Here is an 18,872-nt window from a genome sequence, read left to right as displayed (position 1 = left end):
TTTTCACAACTACATCAAGATTGTACCCGCTAATCAAAAGAACCTGCCTGCGTCATGATGGTGCCCTGACTTTTAAAGGAGCATGGGCATGAAAACGACACGCATGAAAACGACAGCTGGCCGCCGCGAATTCGTCAAGGCCGCCGGCACGGGCATGGCGGCACTGGGCGTCCTGTCCGTCCTGGGCGCACCCATTTTCGCCGCCGCCGCGCCGGCCTTGCCAGCCATGCCCGATGGCGCCGACAATTTCTACAAGAGCGGCAAGGTGACGGTGCAGCCGGTGCGCTTCCGCAACCAGTACCAGATGACGGTTGCCGGCAATCTGTTCCTGCCGGCGCAGCTGGACCCCGCTCGCCGGCATGCCGCCATCGTCGTTGGCCACCCGATGGGCGCCGTCAAGGAGCAAAGCGCGAACCTGTATGCGACCAGAATGGCCGAGCAGGGCTTCGTCGCCCTGTCGCTGGACCTGTCGTTCTGGGGCGAGAGCGAGGGGCAGCCGCGCAACGCCGTCTCGCCCGACATCTACGCCGAGGATTTCAGCGCGGCCGTCGATTTTCTTGGCGCGCAAGCCCTGGTTGACAGCGAACGCATCGCCGCCATCGGCATTTGCGGCAGCGGCAGCTTTGTCATCAGCGCGGCCAAGATCGACCCGCGCATCAAGGCCGTCGCCACGGTGAGCATGTACGACATGGGCAGCGCCAACCGCCACGGCTTGCGCCAGTCGCAAACGCTGGCGCAGCGCCAGGCGTATATCGCCGCGGCCGCGCGCCAGCGCCAGGTGGAGTTTGCCGGCGGCGCCACCGCCTACACGAGCGGCACCTTGCTCGAGCTGAGTGCCAACCCAAATGCTATCGAGCGCGAATTCCACGATTTTTATCGCACGCCACGCGGCGCCTACCTCCCGGCCGGCCAGCTGCCCGAGCGCGCCACCCGTCCCACCTTGAGCAGCAACGTCAAGTTCATGAATTTCTATCCCTTCATCGATATCGAGACGATCTCGCCCCGTCCGCTGCTGTTCATCACGGGCGACCAGGCGCACTCGAAGGAGTTCAGCGAGGATGCCTACCGGCGCGCGGCCGAGCCGAAGGAACTCCATTACGTTGCCGGCGCCGGCCATGTCGACCTGTATGACCGCGTGACCCTGATCCCGTGGGACAAGCTGGCGTCGTTCTTCCAGCGCGCCCTGGCGGCATGAGCGCGGTCCGCAGCGAGGCGGCAGCGCCCGCGTTCTGGGGCGGCATCTTTGCCATGACACTGTGCGTGTTCACCCTGATCGCTTCCGAATTCATGCCCGTCAGCCTGCTCACGCCGATGGCGGCGGATTTGCGCGTCAGCGAAGGCCTGGTCGGCTACGGCATCGCCATCTCGGGCGCCTTCGCCGTGCTGGCCAGCCTGTCCATCGCTACCCTGGCGGCAGCGATGAACCGCAAGACCTTGCTGCTGCTGTTGACGGGCCTGATGTGCGCGTCCGCGCTGGTGGTGGGGCTGGCCACCAGCTACGCGATGTACATGGCGGGGCGCGCGCTGATCGGCGTGGTGGTGGGGGGATTCTGGTCGATGTCGGTCGCCGTCGCCATGCGCCTCGTGCCCAGCCACAGCGTGCCCAGGGCGCTGGCCATCTTCAATGGCGGCAATGCGCTGGCGACCGTGGTGGCCGCGCCACTGGGCAGCTACCTGGGCGCCAGCATCGGCTGGCGCGGCGCCTTCCTGTGCCTGGCGCCGGTAGCGTTGCTGGCGCTGGCCTGGCAGTGGCGCAGCCTGCCATCGATGCCGGCAGCGCCGCGTTCTGTCCGTTCCGGTCAGCTCCTGCGCCTGCTCGAACGCCGCCAGGTGGCGCTGGGCATGCTGGCCGTCGGCGCATTTTTCATGGGGCAGTTCGTGCTGTTTACCTATGTGCGGCCGTTCCTGGAAAACGTCACGCGCGTCGGCGTGCCCACCTTGTCGATGCTGCTGCTGGCGATCGGCGTGGCCGGCTTCATCGGCACGGCGCTGATCGGCGTCGTGCTGCAGCGCGGCCTGTACCGCACGCTCGTCGCCATTCCCTTGCTGATGGCCGCCATCGCGCTGGCCTTGCTGGCGTTCGGCGCCGAGCTGGCGCCCGTCTTCGTGCTGCTGGGCTTGTGGGGATTGCTGGCGACGGCGGCGCCCACGGGCTGGTGGTCGTGGCTGGCGCAGACCTTGCCGGGCGACGCCGAAGCCGGTGGCGGCCTGATGGTGGCCGTCGTCCAGCTGAGCATAGGCTTCGGTTCCACCGTGGGCGGCATCCTGCTCGATGGCCACGGCTTTCGCGCCACCTTCACGGCCAGCGCCGCGCTGCTCGTGCTGGCCGCGCTGCTGGCCTGGCGTACCACGCGGCTGCGGTGAGCTTATTCCAGCAGCGCGGCAATGGCCAGCGGCGTGCCGCTGGTGAGGATTTGCCCCGCGTCCGGATGCGCGCTGAAACGGTAGGGGAAGACGCGGAAACCGGCCACGGCGTCGCCGGGAAACGCGGGGCCTTCCTGCGCCGCCAGCGGAACGGCCGTACCATCGCCGGCCTGGTAGCGCACTTGCGCCCCGTCCGTCCTCGCATACGAAAACTGCACGCCGGCGCAACGCTTGCCGTTCGCCCCGCCCGTGGAGCGCAGGTAGGCGAGCAGCTGTTCGCAGGCGGCGCGCAAGTCGGCCGCCGCATACACGCCATCGGGCCGCGTGACGATGGAGACCCAGGCGCTTGAGGTGATCTGGCCCGGCTTGCGGTTCCAGGCCAGCTCCGCGTTGTCGTCGTACGCGGCCCTGGAAAACGGGAAGACGGCGCGGCCCAGCGCATCGAGCGGCAGCGCCAGCTGCGCGCCCTTGCCGTGCAAGGTCAGGCGCAAGCCATCGGTGGACACGCCGGCGTCGCGCGGGCGCAGGCGCAGATGGTTTTGCAGGAATTGCTTGGGCTTGCCGTATTTTTCGAACCAGATCATGTGGCGGTAGGCGTCGCGGTAGGCGATCCAGTCGCCCGCTTCCTGTGCGCAGGCGAACGCGGGCAGCAATGCCAGGCCGAGAAGCAGGGATTTGAGCATGCCGCTTAAAACCGGTAACCGAGTCCGCTGGACCAGGTGATGACGTTGCGCCGTTCGATGAAGGGACTGCGGGCCGGCCCGTTGCCCAGCCGCGTGCCCGTCACGGCGCTGTTGAGCAGCCACTTGCTGCTCAGGGCCCAGTTCCAGTTGACGCCGACATCGGCGGACGCGACGCCGCCGGCCGGACGGTAGTCGCGCGCGCCGCCGGCCGCCGCGCTGACGGCGTACAGCTCGTCCATCACGGCGCCGCTGGCCAGCGACATGCCGGCCGACAAGGTCACCGTGTGATGGGCCGCCAGCGAGGGCAGGGTCTTTTGCAGGCCGAGCTGGCCGCGCCAGCCGCGCGCGCTCGTGTCGTACATCAGGTTCGTCGTGACGCGCGCCTGGTCGCCCAGGTAATAGCCATAGAAGCCGCCCACGTCGGGCGAGCCCTTGATTTGCCGCGTGCCGCGCAGGCGCCGGCTGTCTGCCGGAGCGCGCGCGTTGCTGGCGGCCAGCAGCGGGCCGTATTCCACGCCCGGCGTGGCCGACAGGTGCATGCCCGCCACGCCGATGGCCGAAACGAACAGGCCGTTGCTCCACTGGACCTGCAGCAGCGGGCGCAGGACGGCGCCGCGCGATGCGCCATCGTCCGCCGCCGAGCTGCCCGTGAGCGCCGCTCCCACGTACATATCCCTGCTCCCGTCGGGCATCATCAGCGCGCTGGCGCCGGTGGTGGCTTCCTCGGCCAGCGCCGGGCCGCAGGCGGCCAGCAGCAACAGCAGGGGAGAAAAACAGGGGAAGAAACGGGGAGCGAACTTGTTCATGCCATCCTTTTAAAAGCCGAAGCGCACGCCGAGCGCCAGGCGGTTCATGGTGCTATTGAGTCCTTCGTACCTGACTTTCGGGGCGTGCTCCCATTCGAGCTGCAGCGTCACGTCCTTGCCGATCTGGTAGGCGGCTCCCACGCTTGCGTACAAGCCGGTCTTGCTGGCCGACTCGCCCGGCGGCGCGTTCTTGCCGCCGATGGAAAATTCGGCATGGCTGCGCGCCACGCCGGCCTTGCCGAACAGCGACCAGTCGTCGTTCAGCCGCCACGTGCCGCGCGCCGCCACATAGGCGGCACTATTGCGTACCTTGAGCTGATAGCCGGGATCGAGGTCGAAGCTGGTCGCGCCGCCGCTGGCGCGATAGCCGCCTTCCAGCGCCCAGGCCGGCGTCAGTTCGTAGCCGGCAAAGACGCCGAAGGGCACCGCCTTGCTGCTGGCGCCGCGCCGCGCCGTCGCGCCGCTCTCGGCACGCTCGATCTTGCCATCGCTGGAAGGGCTGACGCTGGCGCCCACGTACAGGCCTTCGGCATGGACCATCGACGTGGCGGCGACGGCAAACAGGGTGCTGCAGACAATTTTTTTCATGTTCGGATTCCGGTTGAGGTAAGAGCTATCCATGTTAGGCAAACCGCGTGCCGGAATCCGCCCAGGTTTGTCCTTGAATTGTCCTCAATTTGTAGGCCGCATTTGTATGGAAAGTGTACAAATGTGTACCTGATTGTCGAATATGCCACTTGCGCGCCGCGCTCCACTACAATACGCGACAAAATGGCGGCGCGGAGGGGCGATGCAACGTGTAATGCTGGTGGAAGACGATGCGCGGCTCGCCGCGCTGGTCAAGGAATACCTCGATGAATTCGACTATGCTGTCGACGTGGTCACGCGCGGCGACCAGGCCGTGGCGCGCTTTCGCGACCTCCAGCCCGACCTGGTCATACTCGACCTGACCTTGCCCGGCGTCGATGGCCTGGTGGTGTGCCGCCAGCTGCGCCAGCTCAGCGCCGTGCCCATCCTGATACTCACGGCGCGCGAAGACACCTTCGACGAAGTCTCGGGCCTGGAGCAGGGCGCCGACGATTACGTGAACAAGCCGGTGCAGCCCCGCGTGCTGCTGGCCCGCCTGCGCGCGCTGCAGCGGCGCGGCAGCGCGGCGGGCGGCAGCGACATCGTCATCGGCCAGTTGCGCGTGTCGCGCGAGAACCGCGCCGTGCACTGGCGCGGGCAGGAGATCGCCATGAACAGCGCCGAATTCAAGCTGTTCGCGATCCTGGCCGACGCCGCTGGCAAGGTCATGTCGCGCAACGAGATCCTCGTGCGCATGCGCGGCATCGAGTTCGATGGCCTCGACCGCAGCATCGACAACTGCATCTCGCGCCTGCGCCGCAAGTTCGACGACGGCGGCGCGGAACGCATCAAGACGGTGTGGGGCGAAGGCTATCTGCTCACGCCCTCCGCCTGGGAATGAACCGTCTTTTCTGGCGTTTCGCGCTGCTGGTGGTGCTGGCCATCGCGCTGGCCAGCTGCGTCATTTACTTCACCTTCAGCCGCCTGTTCGGCGATCCGCTCGAGCACATCGCGCGCGACCAGGCCGCCGGCCAGATCTTCCTGCTGGAGCAGTACATCGACCAGGCGCCCGCCGACGAATGGCTGCCGCGCCTGAACAAGGTGCGCGAAGTGTCGGACGTCGCGCTGGAGCTCCAGCCTTTGTCCGCCGTGCTGCCGGCGCTGCCTGCCGAGGCGCGCGCGCAGCTGCTGCGGGGCGCCGTCGTGATGGACGTGGGCGGCAAGGCTTTCTATCGCCGCGTGGACGCCACGGGCGCGCGCTATGCCGGCAGCGAGGACGATGTGCTCCACGCGCAAAACCTGCCCATCGACGTCGGCCAGGCCCTGCGCATGGAGGCGATCCGCTTTGCCGTCATCGCGCTATGCCTGCTGCTGCCGCTGGGCTGGTGGACGCGCGCACACGGGGGCGGCCTGGCCGCGCTGTCGCGCATGGCCGACGATTTCGGGCAAGGCGACCTGGCGGCGCGGGCGCAGGTCAAGCCGGCGTCGAGCATCGCGCCGCTGGCCGGCCGCATCAACGAGATGGCCGAGCGCATCGGCGCCCTGCTGGAAGCGCGCCGGCATTTGCTGCTGTCGGTGTCGCACGAATTGCGCACGCCGATCGCGCGGCTGGAATTCGGCCTGGCGCTGCTGGACGAACGGCATGGGGGGCTTGACCCGGCCCTGCGTCGACGCATCGACGCCATGGGCGCCGATGTCGGGGAATTGAAAACGCTGGTCAACGAATTGCTGGGCCTGATGCAGCTCGATCACGCGCAAGCCTTGCCGCGCCAGCCGTTTGCCGTGGCGCCCTTGCTGCGCGACTGCATGGCGGCCCTCCTGCCGCGGCAAGTGGACTCGGGCATCGCCGATGACCTGGGCGAATTGCGCGGCGATCCCCGCCTGCTGGCGCGCGCCATCGGCAACCTGCTTGGCAACGCGGCCAAATATGCCACCGCGCGCATCGCGCTGTCGGCCGTGCGCGAAGGCGATGCGCTGCGCATCGTGATCGAGGATGATGGCCCCGGCATTCCCGCCGGCCAGCGCGAACAGGTATTCGCCCCGTTCTATCGCCTGGCCCGCGAACAGGACCATGCGGCCGCCGGCCACGGCCTGGGACTGGCGATCGCCGCCAGGGCCGTCGCGCTGCACGGCGGCGCCATCGCCATCGACGACTCGCCGCTGGGCGGCGCCCGCTTCACGATTCATATCCGGGCCTGAGCGCCGGCGCACCGCGCTTCTGGCGCTGCGCCATGTACGAGCTGCCCATCGACGCGGCCATGATCATGGCAATCGCCAGCCATTGCCCGGCGCCAAGCCGTTCATCGAGCAGGATGTACGCGAGCATGGCGGCGACGGCCGGCTCCATGCTGCTCATGATGCCGAACGCTTGCGGCGTCAGCCGCTTCAGGGCCACCATTTCCAGCGAGATCGGGATGGCGCTGGAAATGAGGGCCACGCCCAGGCCTTCGCCCAGCACGACAGGCGAGAGCAGGGCGGCGCCGCTGTGCAGCACGCCCACGGGCACGACCACCAGCGCGGCCATGGCCAGGCCCAGTGACACGGAATGGCCCGCATGCAGATGGCTGGCGCGCTTGCCGAAGACGATGTAGGAGGCCCAGCAGACGGCCGCGCCCAGGGCGAACAGCACGCCCGTGGGATCGAGCTTGCTGACGTCGTGGCCGAGCGGCAGCAGCAGCGCCAGTCCCGCCACGGCCAGGGCCACCCAGACGAAGTCGAGCGGACGGCGCGAAGCCAGCAGGGCCACCGCCAGCGGGCCGGAAAACTCGATCGCCACGGCGATGCCGAACGGGATCGTGCGCAAGGCCATGTAGAAGCACAGGTTGGTCAAGCCCAGCGCCCCGCCGTACAGGGCCACCGTGCGCAGGTCGGCGCGGCTCAGCTGCCAGCGCCACGGGCGCCAGAACAGCAACAGCAGCAGCGCGGAAAAGCCCACGCGCACGGCCGTCGTGCCCTGGGCGCCCACGAGCGGAAACAGGCTGTGCTTGGCCCATGACGTGCCCAGTCCCAGGCAGGTGACGGAGCCGAGGATGGCCAGCAGGGGAATCAAGGAAGAATAGCGGCGTAATGGCATGGTGATAAAAGGCTTGATATCGGAATAGCGAAAGTTTATTGTGTCTGATCCGAGTTTTGCACTGCATTTTGACCTTCATGACGCAACTTTCGCTCACGCATTCCATCACGCTCGATACCTTCGACCTGGCCATCCTCGACATCTTGCAGCGCGATAACACGACTTCGCAGCGCGAAATCGCCCAGGCCGTGCATCTGTCGGCGCCGGCCGTGCAGCGGCGCATCCGCCGCCTGCGCGAGAGCGGGGTGATCCGCAAGGAAGTGGCCGTGCTCGACGCAAGCCGCGTGGGCCGCCCCCTGATCCTGACGGTGGAAGTGCATCTGCACGACGAACACCCGCAGCGCACGGCAGGCATGCGCGCGCGCATCATGGCCGAGCCTGCCATCCAGCAGTGCTACGGGATTACGGGCGAGGCCGATTACCTGCTGATCATTACCGCCAGCAGCATGGCCGAATACGAGGCGCTGACGGAGCGCCTGTTCGGTGGCGACGACAATATCCGCCGCTACCGCACCTCGGTGGCATTGACTTGCCTGAAGATGGGCTTGCACGTGCCGCTGGGGTAGGACTTGCTACTCTTCGCGCTCGGCATCGCGTTCGCGGCAACTCAATGAGGCGTAATGGCCCTTGGGCAGCCGCGCCTTGATGGCGACTTCGCTCAGTGCATGTTGCACATCGACGGGGTCGGTCAGGGTGCAGCGCTGGGCGCTGGCGAACGCTTGCAGGTTCTGCGTGTTGCCGCGCACCTTCACCGTCACGCCGGCGCCGGGGCTCACGCAGCAGCCTATGTACTGCGTGATGTATTCCTCTTCGATGAGCACCAGTTCATGTCCCATGAAGCTGGCCGGTTTCTTCAGCAGGTAGTAATCGGTGTAGTCGAAGCGCTGGTCGGGGCGTTTGCCGATGTAGCCTTCGCGCACGTAAGCCTGGATCGCCTTGCCGGAAGTGCCGACTCGTTCCGTCGTGCCCTTTTTCAGGTGCAGCGCGTGGATCAGACCGCTTTCAAGTCCGGGATCGGCAGCGGCGCTGGCACAGCAGGTCGCCAGCAGAAGAGTGCCGAGCAGGCGGCGGCTGCGGCATTCAGGCATGGGAGGTATTGCTTGCATATATTTGACGCGAATTTGACGCGAAGGGGAGATGGGGTGCAGTGTAGCCCACGCCGGCCTGTGTGCGTGGCACAATGCGTGGATCCGCACGCCACGTGCCACTGACCCCAGGACTTTCATGACCCGCGCCATCCTCGACCAAGCCCAGATCCATCCCGCCGCCCGCCCCCTGATCGGCAGCAAGCACCAGGACATCGTGCGCGAGGTGCGGGCGGCCATCGCCGCGCACCAGGTGGTGGTGGTCGGCATGGCGCTCAATCCGTTTCCGCGCAAGGCGCGCAAGATCCTCGACGTGCTGGGCACGCCCTACCAGTATCTGCAATACGGCAGTTATGTGAGCCAGTGGCACCGCCGCAATGCCCTGAAAATGTGGACGGGCTGGCCGACGTTTCCCATGGTCTTTGTCAACGGCGTGCTCATCGGCGGCGCCAGCGAGCTGCACAAGCTCGTGGAAAATGGCGAGTTCAGCGCCATGCTGGCAAAGAAAGTGCGCGAGTTTTAAGCGTGGCAGGGCAGGCAACTAGCGTGCCTTGATCTGGCCAAAACTGATGAGGGCGCCGATGCCGAGTGCGATACCGGCCAGTAGCAGCGCGACATGCATGCCGGCCAGCAGGTGTGCCGCGCCGCCAGCGACCAGCGAGCCGAACACTCCGACGCCGATCACGCCGCCCGTTTGGCGCGCGGCGTTCAACGCGCCAGAGGCGATCCCCGTGCGCTGCCTGTCGGCAGTGGCGAGTACGGCCGTCGTCATGGCGGGAACCGTCAGCGCGACACCGACCCCGGCCGCCAGCAGCGGGCCGACGATGACGCCATACGGCGTGGCCGCGCCAATGCCGGCCAGCGCCAGATAACCGCAGGCGGCCAGCGCTTGCCCCATCACCATGGGCAGGCGGGGGCCGTAGCGCGCCGTCAGCCGGCCAGACAGCAGATTGGCGAGCGTGACCAGCGCCGTCATCGGCAGGAAAGCCAGCCCGGTCATCAAGGGCGTATACCCCTTGGTCGTCTGGAAGAACAGGCTGAGCACGAACATCAGGCCGTAGTAGGCGAAGTTGGTGAGTAGTCCGACGGCACAGGAAGCGCTCATCACCGGCGAGCGGAACAAGGCAAGCGGCAGCATCGGGTCGGCGCCCCGCGCTTCGACCAGGATGAACAGGGCGCCGGCCACGACGAAGCAGGCAAAACCGGACAGCACCAGCGGGTGCGTCCAGCCCAGTGCGCCGCTTTCGATAAAACCGAGGGTGAGTCCGCCCAGCGCGAGAATCGCCAGCGCTTGCCCGCCCAGGTCCAGGCCCCGTCCCGCTGACTTTGAACCCGATGGCGCGTAGGCCAGGGTCACGCAGATGCCGACCAGCCCCAGCGGCAGGTTGAGCAGGAAAATGCTGGGCCAGTCGAAACGGTCGACCATGATGCCGCCCACCACGGGCCCGGCCGCCAGCGCCAGTCCGCCCACGCCCGCCCAGATGCTCACGGCGCGCGCACGCGCGGCCGCTTCCGGAAAGCTGGCGCTCAGCAAGGCCAGCGAGGCGGGCACGCACAGCGCCGCCCCCGCGCCCTGGGCGACCCGGCCGGCAATCAGGGCGCCGATGGTGTCTGCCATGCCGCAGGCCAGCGATGCCACGGTAAACAGGGCAAAGCCCATGATGAAGATGCGCTTGGCGCCGTAACGGTCGCCGATGGCGCCGGCCGTCAGCAGCAGGCTGGCAAAGACCAGGGTGTAGGCGTTGATGATCCACTGCAAGCCGGTCACGTCGGTGCCCAGCGATGCCTGGATGCGTTCCAGCGCCACGTTGACGACCGTGACGTCGAGGATGACGAGCACGAAGCCCAGGCTGGTGGCGAACAGGGTCAGGCGTGGCGATAAGGTGTGCCGCGGTGTCAGGGTAGGCATGAGGAGGAAGTCCCGAAGAGAGTGCTCTGGTTGATGGGAGTCGTCGCGAAAAACGCCGACTGGTTCCGCTCTCATTGTATTGCCTTGAAAAATTAGATAAACTGGATTTTTATTGTTTGACTACCTAGAAAATATTGATAATGGATATCTTCAAGGCGATGACCATCTTTATCCGTGTCGTCGATACGGGCAGCTTGACGGCCGCGGCGGCGCAATGCGAGCTGTCGCCCACGATGGTCGGCAATCATTTGCAGGCGCTGGAGGAGCATCTCGGCACGCGCCTCATCAACCGCACCACGCGGCGCCAGCACCTGACGGAATTCGGCAAGGCGTATTACGAACGCTGCATGGAGATCCTCGGCCTCGTCGGCGATGCCGAGGCGCTGGCGCTGGAAACGCAAAGCAGCCCCAAGGGGAGGCTGCGCGTGACCGCCTCCGCGACATTCGGCACGGAACGGCTGATCCCCGCGCTTGCCGACTATACGGCGCGCTATCCCAAGGTCGATATCGATGTGGTCATCACGGACACCGTGGTGGACCTGGCCGAGGATGGCTTCGAGGCGGCTATCCGCCTCGGCAACCTTGGCGACCAGCACGGGGCCGACCTGGTGGCCCGCCCGCTGGCGCCGTATCAACTGATGCTGTGCGCCGCACCGGCGTATCTGGCGCAGCACGGCGAGCCGCGGCGGCCCGAGGATCTGGCGCAGCACAATTGCCTGGCCTATGCCTATTCCTCACGCTCCGAGTGGCGTTCGACGCAGCCATCCTGGCGCATGACGGGGCCGCAGGGCGACATCAGCGTGCCGATTGCGGGCCGGATGCGGGTCGACAGCGCGCAAGGCTTGCGGCGGGCGGCGCTGGCCGGCATGGGGATCGTCATGTTGCCCGAGATTATGCTGTCACAGGATATCGCCGATGGCCGTCTGGTACGCTTGCTGCACGGCTACACGCCGCCCAGCCGGCCCTTGCATCTGATCTATCTGCGCGACCGGCGCATGTCGTCCAAGCTGCGCAGCTTCGTCGATTTCGTGGTGGAGCGGTTTGGCGCGGCCTTATGAACGCGGCCGGTTTTGAGGCGTGCGCAGCGGGTCGAGCAAGCTGCGCAAGTCGTTGTGGTCGAGCTCGTACATGAGCGCGATTAAACTGCCCAGTTCGCCCGAGGGAAAGCCCTCGCGCGCGAACCAGCCCAGGTAGTGGCCCGGCAAATCGGCCAGCAGCCGTCCCTGATACTTCCCATATGGCATTTCGCGCGTGAGCAGCAGCGCCAGTTTTTCTGAATTCATGGTGGTGACTCCGTGTTGATGCGGCCAGTGTAGCAGACCATCGCATTGTTGAGCTGTGCGCAAGTATCTTCTGCCCAATGAGGTATTTTTCGGAATAAAGAAAACCCCGATACTGCATGCCAACATCATTGATCGGAGTTTGCCATGCCCATTGCCTTGCTCGCGCTGACCCTCAGCGCATTTGCCATCGGAACCACCGAGTTTGTCATCGTCGGGCTGTTGCCCACCATCGCCGCCGACCTGGGCGTCAACCTGCCGTCGGCCGGCCTGCTGGTCAGCCTGTATGCGCTGGGCGTGGCCGTCGGCGCGCCCGTGCTGACGGCACTGACGGGCAAGATCCCCCGCAAGACCCTGCTGTTGTCGCTGATGGTTTTGTTCACCCTGGGTAACTTGCTGGCGTGGAAATCACCGGGCTACGAAACCCTCGTCGTCGCCCGCATCCTGACGGGGCTGGCGCATGGCGTGTTCTTCTCGATCGGCTCGACCATCGCCACGTCATTGGTGCCGAAAGACAAGGCGGCCAGCGCGATTGCCATCATGTTTACGGGCTTGACCGTGGCCCTGGTGACGGGCGTGCCGCTGGGCACCTTCATCGGCCAGCATTTCGGCTGGCGCGAAACCTTCCTCGCCGTCTCGGCGCTGGGCCTGGTGGCGTTCATCGGCAGCCTGCTGTACGTGCCGTCGACCATCGCCCACAGCAAACCGGCGTCCCTGCTGCAGCAAGTGCAGGTGCTGGGCCAGCCGCGCCTGCTGCTCGTGTACGCGATGACGGCCGTCGGCTACGGCGGCTCCTTCATCGCCTTTACCTACCTGGCGCCGATCCTGCAGCAAGTGTCGGGCTTCAGCGCCGGCGCCGTGGGCGTGGTGATGCTCGTGTACGGTATCTCCGTGGCGTTCGGCAATATCTGGGGCGGCAAGCTTGCCGACAAGCGCGGCCCAGTGCGCGCCCTGAAACTGATCTTTTTGCTGCTGGCCTTTGTTTTGCTGTTGCTGACCTTCACGGCGCCGCATCCGGTGCTCGTCGTTATCACCGTGCTGCTGTGGGGCGCCGTGGCCTTCGGTAACGTGGCCGGTTTGCAAGTGTATGTCGTGCAGCAAGCCGAACATTTCACGCCCCGCGCCGTGGACGTGGCCTCGGGCCTGAACATCGCCGCTTTTAATCTGGGCATCGCCGGCGGCGCCTGGGGCGGCGGCCTGATCGTCGAACACCTGGGCCTCGTGCACACGGGCTGGATCGGCGCGCTCGTCGTGCTCGGTGCCTTCGGCTTGACGGCCTTGAGCGGCCGGCTGGATCGTTTGCACCCGATTCCCGTACGGGCTGGCGGTGAAAAGTCGATCCATGCGGTGGGGCACTAAGCTGGCTTGATCTGCAAGCAAGTTGCTGGCACGGGCGAGAGTAGGGTTTACAATGTGCTTACCTTTTTCTCGCCCATACTCCCCATGTCCGATACAGCAATCTCACCGCTGCGCCTGCGCGCCGCCATCAATCCGAAACCGCTGGGCGTCGCCCTGTTGCTCATCGTGCTAGGCGCCTGGTATCTGGCGCAGAGCGTTGGCATCAAGCAGGCCGCGCTGTACGTGGTGGGCGCCTTGCTCGGCGTCACCCTGTATCACGCGGCCTTCGGTTTTACGTCCGCCTGGCGCGTTTTCATTGCCGATGGGCGCGGCGACGGCTTGCGCGCACAAATGCTGATGCTGGCCGTGGGCGTGGCGCTGTTCTTCCCTGCGCTGTCGGCCGGCACTTTGTTCGGCACGCCCGTCGCGGGCCTCGTGTCTCCCGCCGGCACCTCGGTGATCTTCGGCGCCTTCATCTTCGGCATCGGCATGCAGCTGGGCGGCGGTTGCGCGTCCGGCACCCTGTACACGGTGGGCGGGGGCAGCACGCGCATGCTCATCACGCTGGCCGCTTTTATTATCGGCTCGGTGATCGGCACGGCGCACATGCCGTTCTGGACGGCGCTGCCGCAACTCCAGCCCATTTCCATTGTCACCAGCCTGGGCCTGGTGCCCGCGCTGGCGCTGAACTGGATCGTCTTCGCGCTGATCGCCGCCATCACGGTCTTCGTTGAAAAACGCCGCCATGGCAAGCTGGTCGCCACGCCATTGCGCCCGGCACAGGCCTCGCCCTGGCTGCACGGCCCGTGGCCGCTGGTGGCGGGCGCCGTCGCCCTCGTCGTGCTGAACTTCGCCACCCTGGCGCTGTCGGGCAAGCCGTGGGGCGTGACGTCCGCGTTTGCGCTGTGGGGCGCGAAAGCGGCGTCCGTGGTCGGCATCGACACGGCCAGCTGGGCTTACTGGTCGACCAAGGCCAACGCGGCCGCGCTGGCCGCGCCGCTGACGCAAGACAAGACGTCCGTGATGGACATCGGCATCGTGCTGGGCGCCATGCTGGCGGCGGCGCTGGCCGGCCGCTATGCGCCCGTGTGGCGCATCCCGCGCCGCTCGATCATTGCCGCCATCGTCGGCGGCTTGCTGCTCGGCTACGGCGCGCGCCTGGCCTACGGCTGCAACATCGGCGCCTACTTCAGCGGCATCATCTCGGGCAGCCTGCACGGCTGGCTGTGGCTGGTCTGCGCTTTCCTGGGCAACGTCGTCGGCACGCGCCTGCGTCCGTGGTTCGGCCTGGAAGTGGAGCGCGTGAAACGCAGCGGCTGCTGATGCCTGATTGACCGGGGGCATTGCTGTACGCTTTGTTGTATATTGCTGCCCCTGTTCCTCTTTGCCGCCAGCGCAACGTCCATGTCGCCCCTCATCCTGTTTGCCGTCGTCTTCGCGTATTTCCTGATCCTGTTGGGCGTGGCATGGCGCACCTCGCGCCACGCCACCAACGACAGTTTTTTCATCGGTAACAAGAACAGCAACTGGATGCTGGTGGCCTTCGGCATGGTGGGCACGACACTCACGGGCGTGACCTTCATCAGCGTGCCTGGCGCCGTGGGCAGCAACGGTTTCGGCTACATCCAGCTGATGATCGGCTATGTGCTCGGTTACCTGGCCATCACCTTCATCTTGCTGCCGCTGTACTACCGGCTGCAGCTGACCTCGATTTACCGCTACCTTGAACTGCGCCTGGGACGGCGCTCCTACCAGAGCGGTGCGGCGTTTTTCATCGTGTCGCGGCTGCTGGGCGCCACGGCGCGGCTGTACTTGGTGGTCAATATCCTGCAAGCGACCATCCTCGACAGCCTGGGCGTGCCGTTCTGGCTGACGTCCTGCGCCGTGCTGCTGCTGATCCTGCTCTACACGTATGAAGGCGGCGTGAAAACCATCGTCTGGACCGATACCCTGCAAACGGCGTGCATGCTGGCCGGTCTCGTCATCTGCAGCGTGTTTTTATTGCGCGAGATGGACCTGTCCCTAGTCGACAGCCTCGAGCGCATGCGCGCGCAAGGCCTCACGCGCATCTTTATCGTCGACCCGGACAGCCCCGCCTATGTCTGGAAGCACATCGTGGCCGGCATGTTCATCACGATCGCCATGACGGGCATGGACCAGGAAATGATGCAAAAGAATATCTCCGTGCGGACCTTGCGCGATTCGCAAAAGAACATGCTCAGCCTGACCGTGGTGCTCACGGGTGTGCTGCTGCTGTTCCTGTTCCTCGGCGGCTTGCTGCACCTGTATGCGCCGCTGGCCGGCGTGACGGCCACGGGCGACAAACTGTTTCCCGCTGTCGTGCTCGGGCATTTCCCTGCCGTCGTGCAGCTGATCTTCTTTATCGCCCTCATTTCCGCCCTGTTTCCCAGCGTGGACGGGGCGCTGACGGCGCTCACGTCCACGTTCTGCATCGATATCCTCGGCGTGCAGCGGCGGGCGGACTTGAATCCGGCCGCGCAGATGCGCTGGCGCCGCCGTGTCCACCTGGGGTTTGCCGCCCTGTTTTTGATCCTGATCATGGCCTTCAAGTGGCTGGACGACCCCAGCATGATAGGCGTGATCCTCAAGCTGGCCAGTTATACCTATGGTCCGCTGCTCGGCCTGTTCGCCTTCGGCTTGCTGAGCCGGCGCGGCGTGCGCGACCGCTGGGTACCGCTGGTGGCCGTGGCAGGGCCGCTGCTGTGCGCACTGGTCGAGCAGGAGCAGGCGCTGCTGTTCCAACATTACCGCATCGGCCTGGAATTGCTGATCCTGAATGGCGCCCTGGTGCTGGCAGGCCTGTTCCTCGTTTCCACGCCGGCGCCGGTGCAGGCCAAAGGGCAGGTACAGTTGTCAAAATAAGACGATTCGCGCCATTTTCAGTTATATTGGTTTCCTTTAGGTACACAACCTCACGGAGCATCAATGTCACTTAACCCCTTCCCGCCGCTGCGCCGCGGTTTCGGCGCATTCTGGCGCGCGCTTGACGCCACCCGCCGCGCGGTCATCAATCTGATTTTCCTGCTGATCGTCATCGCCATCCTGATCGCCATCTTTGGCGGCGGCGCCAAGCCCCTGGCGGAAAAGACCACCCTGGTGCTGGACTTGCAAGGCCCGCTCGTCGAAGAAACCCCGGGCGGCGTGCGCGAAGCCGTGCTGGCCAACGTCAGCGGCGAAGTCAAGAAAAGCGTGCAGCTGCGCGACGTGCTGGCGGTGCTCGACACTGCCGCCAAGGACCAGAACATCGGTTCCATGGTGATCCTGCTCGACGAATTGCAGGGCGGCGGTCTCGCTTCGCTGCGCGAAGTGGCGGCCGGCGTGGAGCGCTTCCGCGCCACGGGCAAGAAAGTGACGGCCTGGGGTTCGAGCTACAACCAGCGCCAGTACCTGGTGGCGGCCAAGGCCGACGAGGTATTCCTGCACCCGATGGGCGGCGTCATGCTCGAAGGCTTTGGCCGCTACCGCAATTACTACCGCGATGCGCTCGACAAGGTGGGCGTGACGGTGAACCTGCTGAAAGTGGGCACGTACAAAAGCGCGGCCGAGCCTTTCATCGCCAACGGCCCGTCTGAAGCGGCGGCCGAAGCGGACCGCTACCTGAACAACGGCCTGTGGACCACCTACACGACGGACGTGGAAAAATCGCGCAAGCTGCCGGCCGGTGCCATCATGCAAACGATCGACAATCTGCCCGCCATGATGACGGCCGCCGGTGGCGACATCGCCAAGCTGTCGCTCAATGGCAAGCTGGTCGACGGCCTGAAAACGCGCGATGAACTGCGCCAGTTCATGATGGCGCGCGGCGCAAAGAACACGGAAGGCACGAACTTCCGCCAGGTGAACTACACCGATTACCTGGCGCGCCTGCGCCCCGTGCACGTCGGCGACGCCGTCGGCGTGGTCATCGCCTCCGGTGAAATCGGCGACGGCATCGCGCCACCGGGCGCCATCGGCGGCCTGTCCACCTCGCGCCTGATTCGCCAGGCGCGCGAAGACAAATCGATCAAGGCCGTCGTGCTGCGCGTCGATTCGCCGGGCGGCAGCGCCTTCGGCTCGGAACTGATACGCCGCGAACTGGAATTGACGCGCGCCGCCGGCAAACCCGTGGTCGTCTCGATGGGCAACGTGGCCGCTTCGGGCGGCTACTGGATCAGCACCTCGGCCGATGAAGTGATCGCCGACGCGGCCACCATCACCGGTTCCATCGGCGTGTTCGCGATTTTGCCGACGGCCGACAAGGTGGTGGAAAAGCTGGGCATCCACACGGCCGGTTCGCCGACCACGTGGCTGGCCGACGCGGGCAACCCATTGCGTCCGCTCGACCCCCGCTTCGCCGAAGTGATCCAGGGTTCGATCAACCACGTGTATGGCGACTTCCTGAGCCTGGCCGCCAAGGCGCGCAAGACGACGCCCGAGAAAATCAACGAAGTGGCGCAGGGCCGCGTCTGGACGGGCTTGCAGGCAAAAGAGCGCAACCTGGTCGACCGCATCGGCAGCTATGGCGATGCGCTGGCCTCGGCGGCCAAGCGCGCCAAGCTGGGCACCGACTACCGCGTGACCTACCTGGAGCAGGAAACGTCGAACGTGGACCGCTTGATCGGCATGTTCGGCTCCAAGGCCATGGCTTCGCTGGGACTGGGCGAACACGTGAAGCTGGGCCTGGCCAGCACCGGCTTGCCGGCCGACGCGGCGCTGGGCATGGCGCAGGACCTCTCCTGGCTGTCGGGCATCACGCGCGAACATAAACCGTTCATGGCCCTCACGCACTGCCTGTGCGAGGTGCCTTTGGGCGGCAAGTAAGGCAGAGGGCCGGGGTCGGACCCGCCGGGTCCGACCCCATGCAAAAGGGGTAAGGCATGGCAAGCGACATGAATGCAGACACTGACACGGCGATCACCATCCGCCCCTGCGTCAAGGGCGACGAAGCAGCGCTGGCCCTGGTGGGGCAAGCCACTTTTCTCGAGGCGTTCGCCGGCATCCTCGACGGCGCCGACGTCATCGCCCATTGCCAGCGCCAGCACGACGTGCAGCTGTACCGCGACTGGCTGGCGCTGCCGGTCATGCGCTTGTGGCTGGCCGAGGCCACGCCGGGCGGCGCGCCCGTCGGCTACTTGGTGCTCAGCCCCGCCGGCCTGCCGGTGGCGGACCCGCGCCCGAATGACCTGGAAATCAAGCGCATCTACCTGCTGCACCGCTTCCAGGGCCAGCGCGTGGGCCAGCGTCTGATGCAAGCGGCCCTGGAGCAGGCGCGCGCCAGCGGGGCAGGGCGCGTGCTGCTGGGCGTATATGCGGAAAACCACGATGCGCTGGCGTTTTACACGCGCTGCGGCTTTGCGCAGCTGGGCCGGCGCACCTTCCGCGTGGGCCGCACCGACTACCAGGATGTCATCCTCGGCATGACCTTGCAGTAACGGCCAGCCTGGCCCCAGGTCAAGCCGGCTGGCGGGAGATTTGTAGCGAGTTTGTATCTGCATGCGAGTCGCCCGCACGCGCCTGGTGCCGGGGCGCGGCGCCCCGCAAGCCTGATTTTTCCACCGTTCCCCCACAGGGGCGGCCCGCCTGCCGGCCCGCCTGATCCTCCCATGTCCGCCTGGCTGTGTGTAATTGTTTCAAGCAGAAATGAAACAGTTACATGACTATGCTAGAGTCATTTCACCTTGGGGAGCGATGTTTTTTCAGCTGACTTTCAGCTCTTGACTCCCCCGGCTTTTTACCGAAACAACCCGAAAAACGGTCGTCCGGCCTG

The 18,872-nt window shown here is 66.0% G+C and carries 19 protein-coding genes; 12 read left to right on the top strand and 7 right to left on the bottom strand.

Going from position 1 to position 18,872, the window contains the following annotated elements:
- The first annotated feature begins 88 nt into the window (after nt 1–88).
- Together CLU90_RS09590 and CLU90_RS09585 are read left to right on the top strand one after the other, a co-directional pair.
- On the top strand, nt 89–1,195 hold the full coding sequence (locus tag CLU90_RS09590) for an alpha/beta hydrolase (protein WP_232731148.1): 1,107 nt from the start codon (nt 89–91) through the stop codon (nt 1,193–1,195).
- On the top strand, nt 1,192–2,364 hold the full coding sequence (locus CLU90_RS09585) for an MFS transporter (RefSeq protein ID WP_232731147.1): 1,173 nt from the start codon (nt 1,192–1,194) through the stop codon (nt 2,362–2,364). The genes CLU90_RS09590 and CLU90_RS09585 overlap by 4 nt, the downstream gene beginning before the upstream one ends.
- Nucleotides 2,365–2,366: 2 nt before the next feature.
- On the opposite strand, the gene CLU90_RS09580 is transcribed toward CLU90_RS09585, so the two are convergent.
- Genes CLU90_RS09580 through CLU90_RS09570 form a run of 3 tightly spaced genes read right to left on the bottom strand, consistent with a single transcriptional unit; the run spans nt 2,367 to nt 4,441 of the window.
- Nucleotides 2,367–3,047 carry a hypothetical protein gene (locus CLU90_RS09580; RefSeq protein ID WP_100427771.1) on the bottom strand — a complete coding sequence of 227 codons (681 nt, stop codon included), beginning with the start codon at nt 3,045–3,047 and terminating at the stop codon, nt 2,367–2,369.
- Nucleotides 3,048–3,052: 5 nt separating this feature from the next.
- On the bottom strand, nt 3,053–3,853 hold the full coding sequence (locus CLU90_RS09575) for a MipA/OmpV family protein (protein ID WP_100427770.1): 801 nt from the start codon (nt 3,851–3,853) through the stop codon (nt 3,053–3,055).
- Between the two features lie 9 nt (nt 3,854–3,862).
- Nucleotides 3,863–4,441, bottom strand: coding sequence for a porin family protein (locus CLU90_RS09570; protein WP_100427769.1), 579 nt, complete (start codon nt 4,439–4,441; stop codon nt 3,863–3,865).
- Nucleotides 4,442–4,643: 202 nt separating this feature from the next.
- Between CLU90_RS09570 and CLU90_RS09565 the strand changes: the two genes are divergently transcribed.
- Both CLU90_RS09565 and CLU90_RS09560 read left to right on the top strand, forming a co-directional pair.
- Entirely contained in the window at nt 4,644–5,321 is a 678-nt protein-coding gene (locus CLU90_RS09565; RefSeq protein WP_100427768.1) for a response regulator transcription factor, read from the top strand.
- Entirely contained in the window at nt 5,318–6,619 is a 1,302-nt protein-coding gene (locus tag CLU90_RS09560) for an ATP-binding protein (RefSeq protein WP_100427767.1), read from the top strand. The genes CLU90_RS09565 and CLU90_RS09560 overlap by 4 nt, the downstream gene beginning before the upstream one ends.
- On the opposite strand, the gene CLU90_RS09555 is transcribed toward CLU90_RS09560, so the two are convergent.
- Complete coding sequence (locus tag CLU90_RS09555) at nt 6,597–7,493, bottom strand: EamA family transporter (protein WP_100427766.1); 897 nt, start codon at nt 7,491–7,493, stop codon at nt 6,597–6,599. The two genes, CLU90_RS09560 and CLU90_RS09555, sit on opposite strands and share 23 nt — an antisense overlap.
- A 77-nt stretch (nt 7,494–7,570) precedes the next feature.
- On the opposite strand from CLU90_RS09555, the gene CLU90_RS09550 reads away from it, so the two are divergent.
- Nucleotides 7,571–8,059, top strand: a complete 489-nt coding sequence (locus CLU90_RS09550) for an Lrp/AsnC family transcriptional regulator (protein ID WP_100429418.1) — start codon at nt 7,571–7,573, stop codon at nt 8,057–8,059.
- A 6-nt stretch (nt 8,060–8,065) separates the two neighbouring features.
- Here CLU90_RS09550 and CLU90_RS09545 read toward each other — a convergent pair whose 3' ends face one another.
- Nucleotides 8,066–8,581: a hypothetical protein gene (locus CLU90_RS09545; RefSeq protein WP_100427765.1), complete on the bottom strand. Its 516-nt coding sequence runs from the start codon at nt 8,579–8,581 to the stop codon at nt 8,066–8,068.
- 136 nt (nt 8,582–8,717) lie between these two features.
- Here CLU90_RS09545 and CLU90_RS09540 point away from each other — a divergent pair, with 136 nt between their 5' ends.
- Nucleotides 8,718–9,101, top strand: coding sequence for a glutaredoxin (locus CLU90_RS09540; protein ID WP_092709997.1), 384 nt, complete (start codon nt 8,718–8,720; stop codon nt 9,099–9,101).
- A gap of 18 nt (nt 9,102–9,119) precedes the next feature.
- On the opposite strand, the gene CLU90_RS09535 is transcribed toward CLU90_RS09540, so the two are convergent.
- Entirely contained in the window at nt 9,120–10,487 is a 1,368-nt protein-coding gene (locus CLU90_RS09535; RefSeq protein WP_198511183.1) for an MFS transporter, read from the bottom strand.
- A gap of 140 nt (nt 10,488–10,627) precedes the next feature.
- Here CLU90_RS09535 and CLU90_RS09530 point away from each other — a divergent pair, with 140 nt between their 5' ends.
- Nucleotides 10,628–11,545 carry a LysR family transcriptional regulator gene (locus CLU90_RS09530; RefSeq protein WP_175539206.1) on the top strand — a complete coding sequence of 306 codons (918 nt, stop codon included), beginning with the start codon at nt 10,628–10,630 and terminating at the stop codon, nt 11,543–11,545.
- Here CLU90_RS09530 and CLU90_RS09525 read toward each other — a convergent pair.
- Nucleotides 11,540–11,770: a DUF3820 family protein gene (locus CLU90_RS09525; protein ID WP_092709988.1), complete on the bottom strand. Its 231-nt coding sequence runs from the start codon at nt 11,768–11,770 to the stop codon at nt 11,540–11,542. The two genes, CLU90_RS09530 and CLU90_RS09525, sit on opposite strands and share 6 nt — an antisense overlap.
- 144 nt (nt 11,771–11,914) lie before the next feature.
- On the opposite strand from CLU90_RS09525, the gene CLU90_RS09520 reads away from it, so the two are divergent.
- The 5 genes from CLU90_RS09520 to CLU90_RS09500 all read left to right on the top strand — a co-directional run bounded on the left by CLU90_RS09520 (nt 11,915) and on the right by CLU90_RS09500 (nt 18,537).
- A complete protein-coding gene (locus CLU90_RS09520) occupies nt 11,915–13,126 on the top strand; it encodes an MFS transporter (protein WP_100427763.1) in 1,212 nt (403 codons plus the stop codon).
- An 84-nt stretch (nt 13,127–13,210) separates the two neighbouring features.
- Complete coding sequence (locus tag CLU90_RS09515) at nt 13,211–14,428, top strand: YeeE/YedE family protein (RefSeq protein WP_100427762.1); 1,218 nt, start codon at nt 13,211–13,213, stop codon at nt 14,426–14,428.
- An 81-nt stretch (nt 14,429–14,509) separates the two neighbouring features.
- On the top strand, nt 14,510–15,988 hold the full coding sequence (locus CLU90_RS09510) for a sodium:solute symporter (RefSeq protein WP_100429417.1): 1,479 nt from the start codon (nt 14,510–14,512) through the stop codon (nt 15,986–15,988).
- Between the two features lie 63 nt (nt 15,989–16,051).
- Nucleotides 16,052–17,926: a signal peptide peptidase SppA gene (gene sppA / locus CLU90_RS09505; protein ID WP_100427761.1), complete on the top strand. Its 1,875-nt coding sequence runs from the start codon at nt 16,052–16,054 to the stop codon at nt 17,924–17,926.
- A 68-nt stretch (nt 17,927–17,994) separates the two neighbouring features.
- On the top strand, nt 17,995–18,537 hold the full coding sequence (locus tag CLU90_RS09500; RefSeq protein WP_100427760.1) for a GNAT family N-acetyltransferase: 543 nt from the start codon (nt 17,995–17,997) through the stop codon (nt 18,535–18,537).
- Nucleotides 18,538–18,872 lie beyond the last annotated feature (335 nt).

The organism is Janthinobacterium sp. 67 (assembly GCF_002797895.1).
In the GTDB taxonomy this organism is placed as follows: Bacteria; Pseudomonadota; Gammaproteobacteria; order Burkholderiales; family Burkholderiaceae_D; genus Janthinobacterium.
This window is presented reverse-complemented; position numbering and strand designations above follow the sequence as displayed.

Bases quoted from the DNA above. Each gene is read 5' to 3' on its own strand.
- CLU90_RS09570 (WP_100427769.1), bottom strand. From the start codon at position 4,441: ATGAAAAAAATTGTCTGCAGCACCCTGTTTGCCGTCGCCGCCACGTCG.
- CLU90_RS09540 (WP_092709997.1), top strand. From the start codon at position 8,718: ATGACCCGCGCCATCCTCGACCAAGCCCAGATCCATCCCGCCGCCCGC.
- CLU90_RS09580 (WP_100427771.1), bottom strand. From the start codon at position 3,047: ATGCTCAAATCCCTGCTTCTCGGCCTGGCATTGCTGCCCGCGTTCGCC.
- CLU90_RS09535 (WP_198511183.1), bottom strand. From the start codon at position 10,487: ATGCCTACCCTGACACCGCGGCACACCTTATCGCCACGCCTGACCCTG.
- CLU90_RS09560 (WP_100427767.1), top strand. From the start codon at position 5,318: ATGAACCGTCTTTTCTGGCGTTTCGCGCTGCTGGTGGTGCTGGCCATC.
- CLU90_RS09575 (WP_100427770.1), bottom strand. From the start codon at position 3,853: ATGAACAAGTTCGCTCCCCGTTTCTTCCCCTGTTTTTCTCCCCTGCTG.
- sppA (WP_100427761.1), top strand. From the start codon at position 16,052: ATGTCACTTAACCCCTTCCCGCCGCTGCGCCGCGGTTTCGGCGCATTC.
- CLU90_RS09565 (WP_100427768.1), top strand. From the start codon at position 4,644: ATGCAACGTGTAATGCTGGTGGAAGACGATGCGCGGCTCGCCGCGCTG.
- CLU90_RS09585 (WP_232731147.1), top strand. From the start codon at position 1,192: ATGAGCGCGGTCCGCAGCGAGGCGGCAGCGCCCGCGTTCTGGGGCGGC.
- CLU90_RS09515 (WP_100427762.1), top strand. From the start codon at position 13,211: ATGTCCGATACAGCAATCTCACCGCTGCGCCTGCGCGCCGCCATCAAT.
- CLU90_RS09530 (WP_175539206.1), top strand. From the start codon at position 10,628: ATGGATATCTTCAAGGCGATGACCATCTTTATCCGTGTCGTCGATACG.
- CLU90_RS09555 (WP_100427766.1), bottom strand. From the start codon at position 7,493: ATGCCATTACGCCGCTATTCTTCCTTGATTCCCCTGCTGGCCATCCTC.
- CLU90_RS09545 (WP_100427765.1), bottom strand. From the start codon at position 8,581: ATGCCTGAATGCCGCAGCCGCCGCCTGCTCGGCACTCTTCTGCTGGCG.
- CLU90_RS09525 (WP_092709988.1), bottom strand. From the start codon at position 11,770: ATGAATTCAGAAAAACTGGCGCTGCTGCTCACGCGCGAAATGCCATAT.
- CLU90_RS09520 (WP_100427763.1), top strand. From the start codon at position 11,915: ATGCCCATTGCCTTGCTCGCGCTGACCCTCAGCGCATTTGCCATCGGA.
- CLU90_RS09550 (WP_100429418.1), top strand. From the start codon at position 7,571: ATGACGCAACTTTCGCTCACGCATTCCATCACGCTCGATACCTTCGAC.
- CLU90_RS09500 (WP_100427760.1), top strand. From the start codon at position 17,995: ATGAATGCAGACACTGACACGGCGATCACCATCCGCCCCTGCGTCAAG.
- CLU90_RS09510 (WP_100429417.1), top strand. From the start codon at position 14,510: ATGTCGCCCCTCATCCTGTTTGCCGTCGTCTTCGCGTATTTCCTGATC.
- CLU90_RS09590 (WP_232731148.1), top strand. From the start codon at position 89: ATGAAAACGACACGCATGAAAACGACAGCTGGCCGCCGCGAATTCGTC.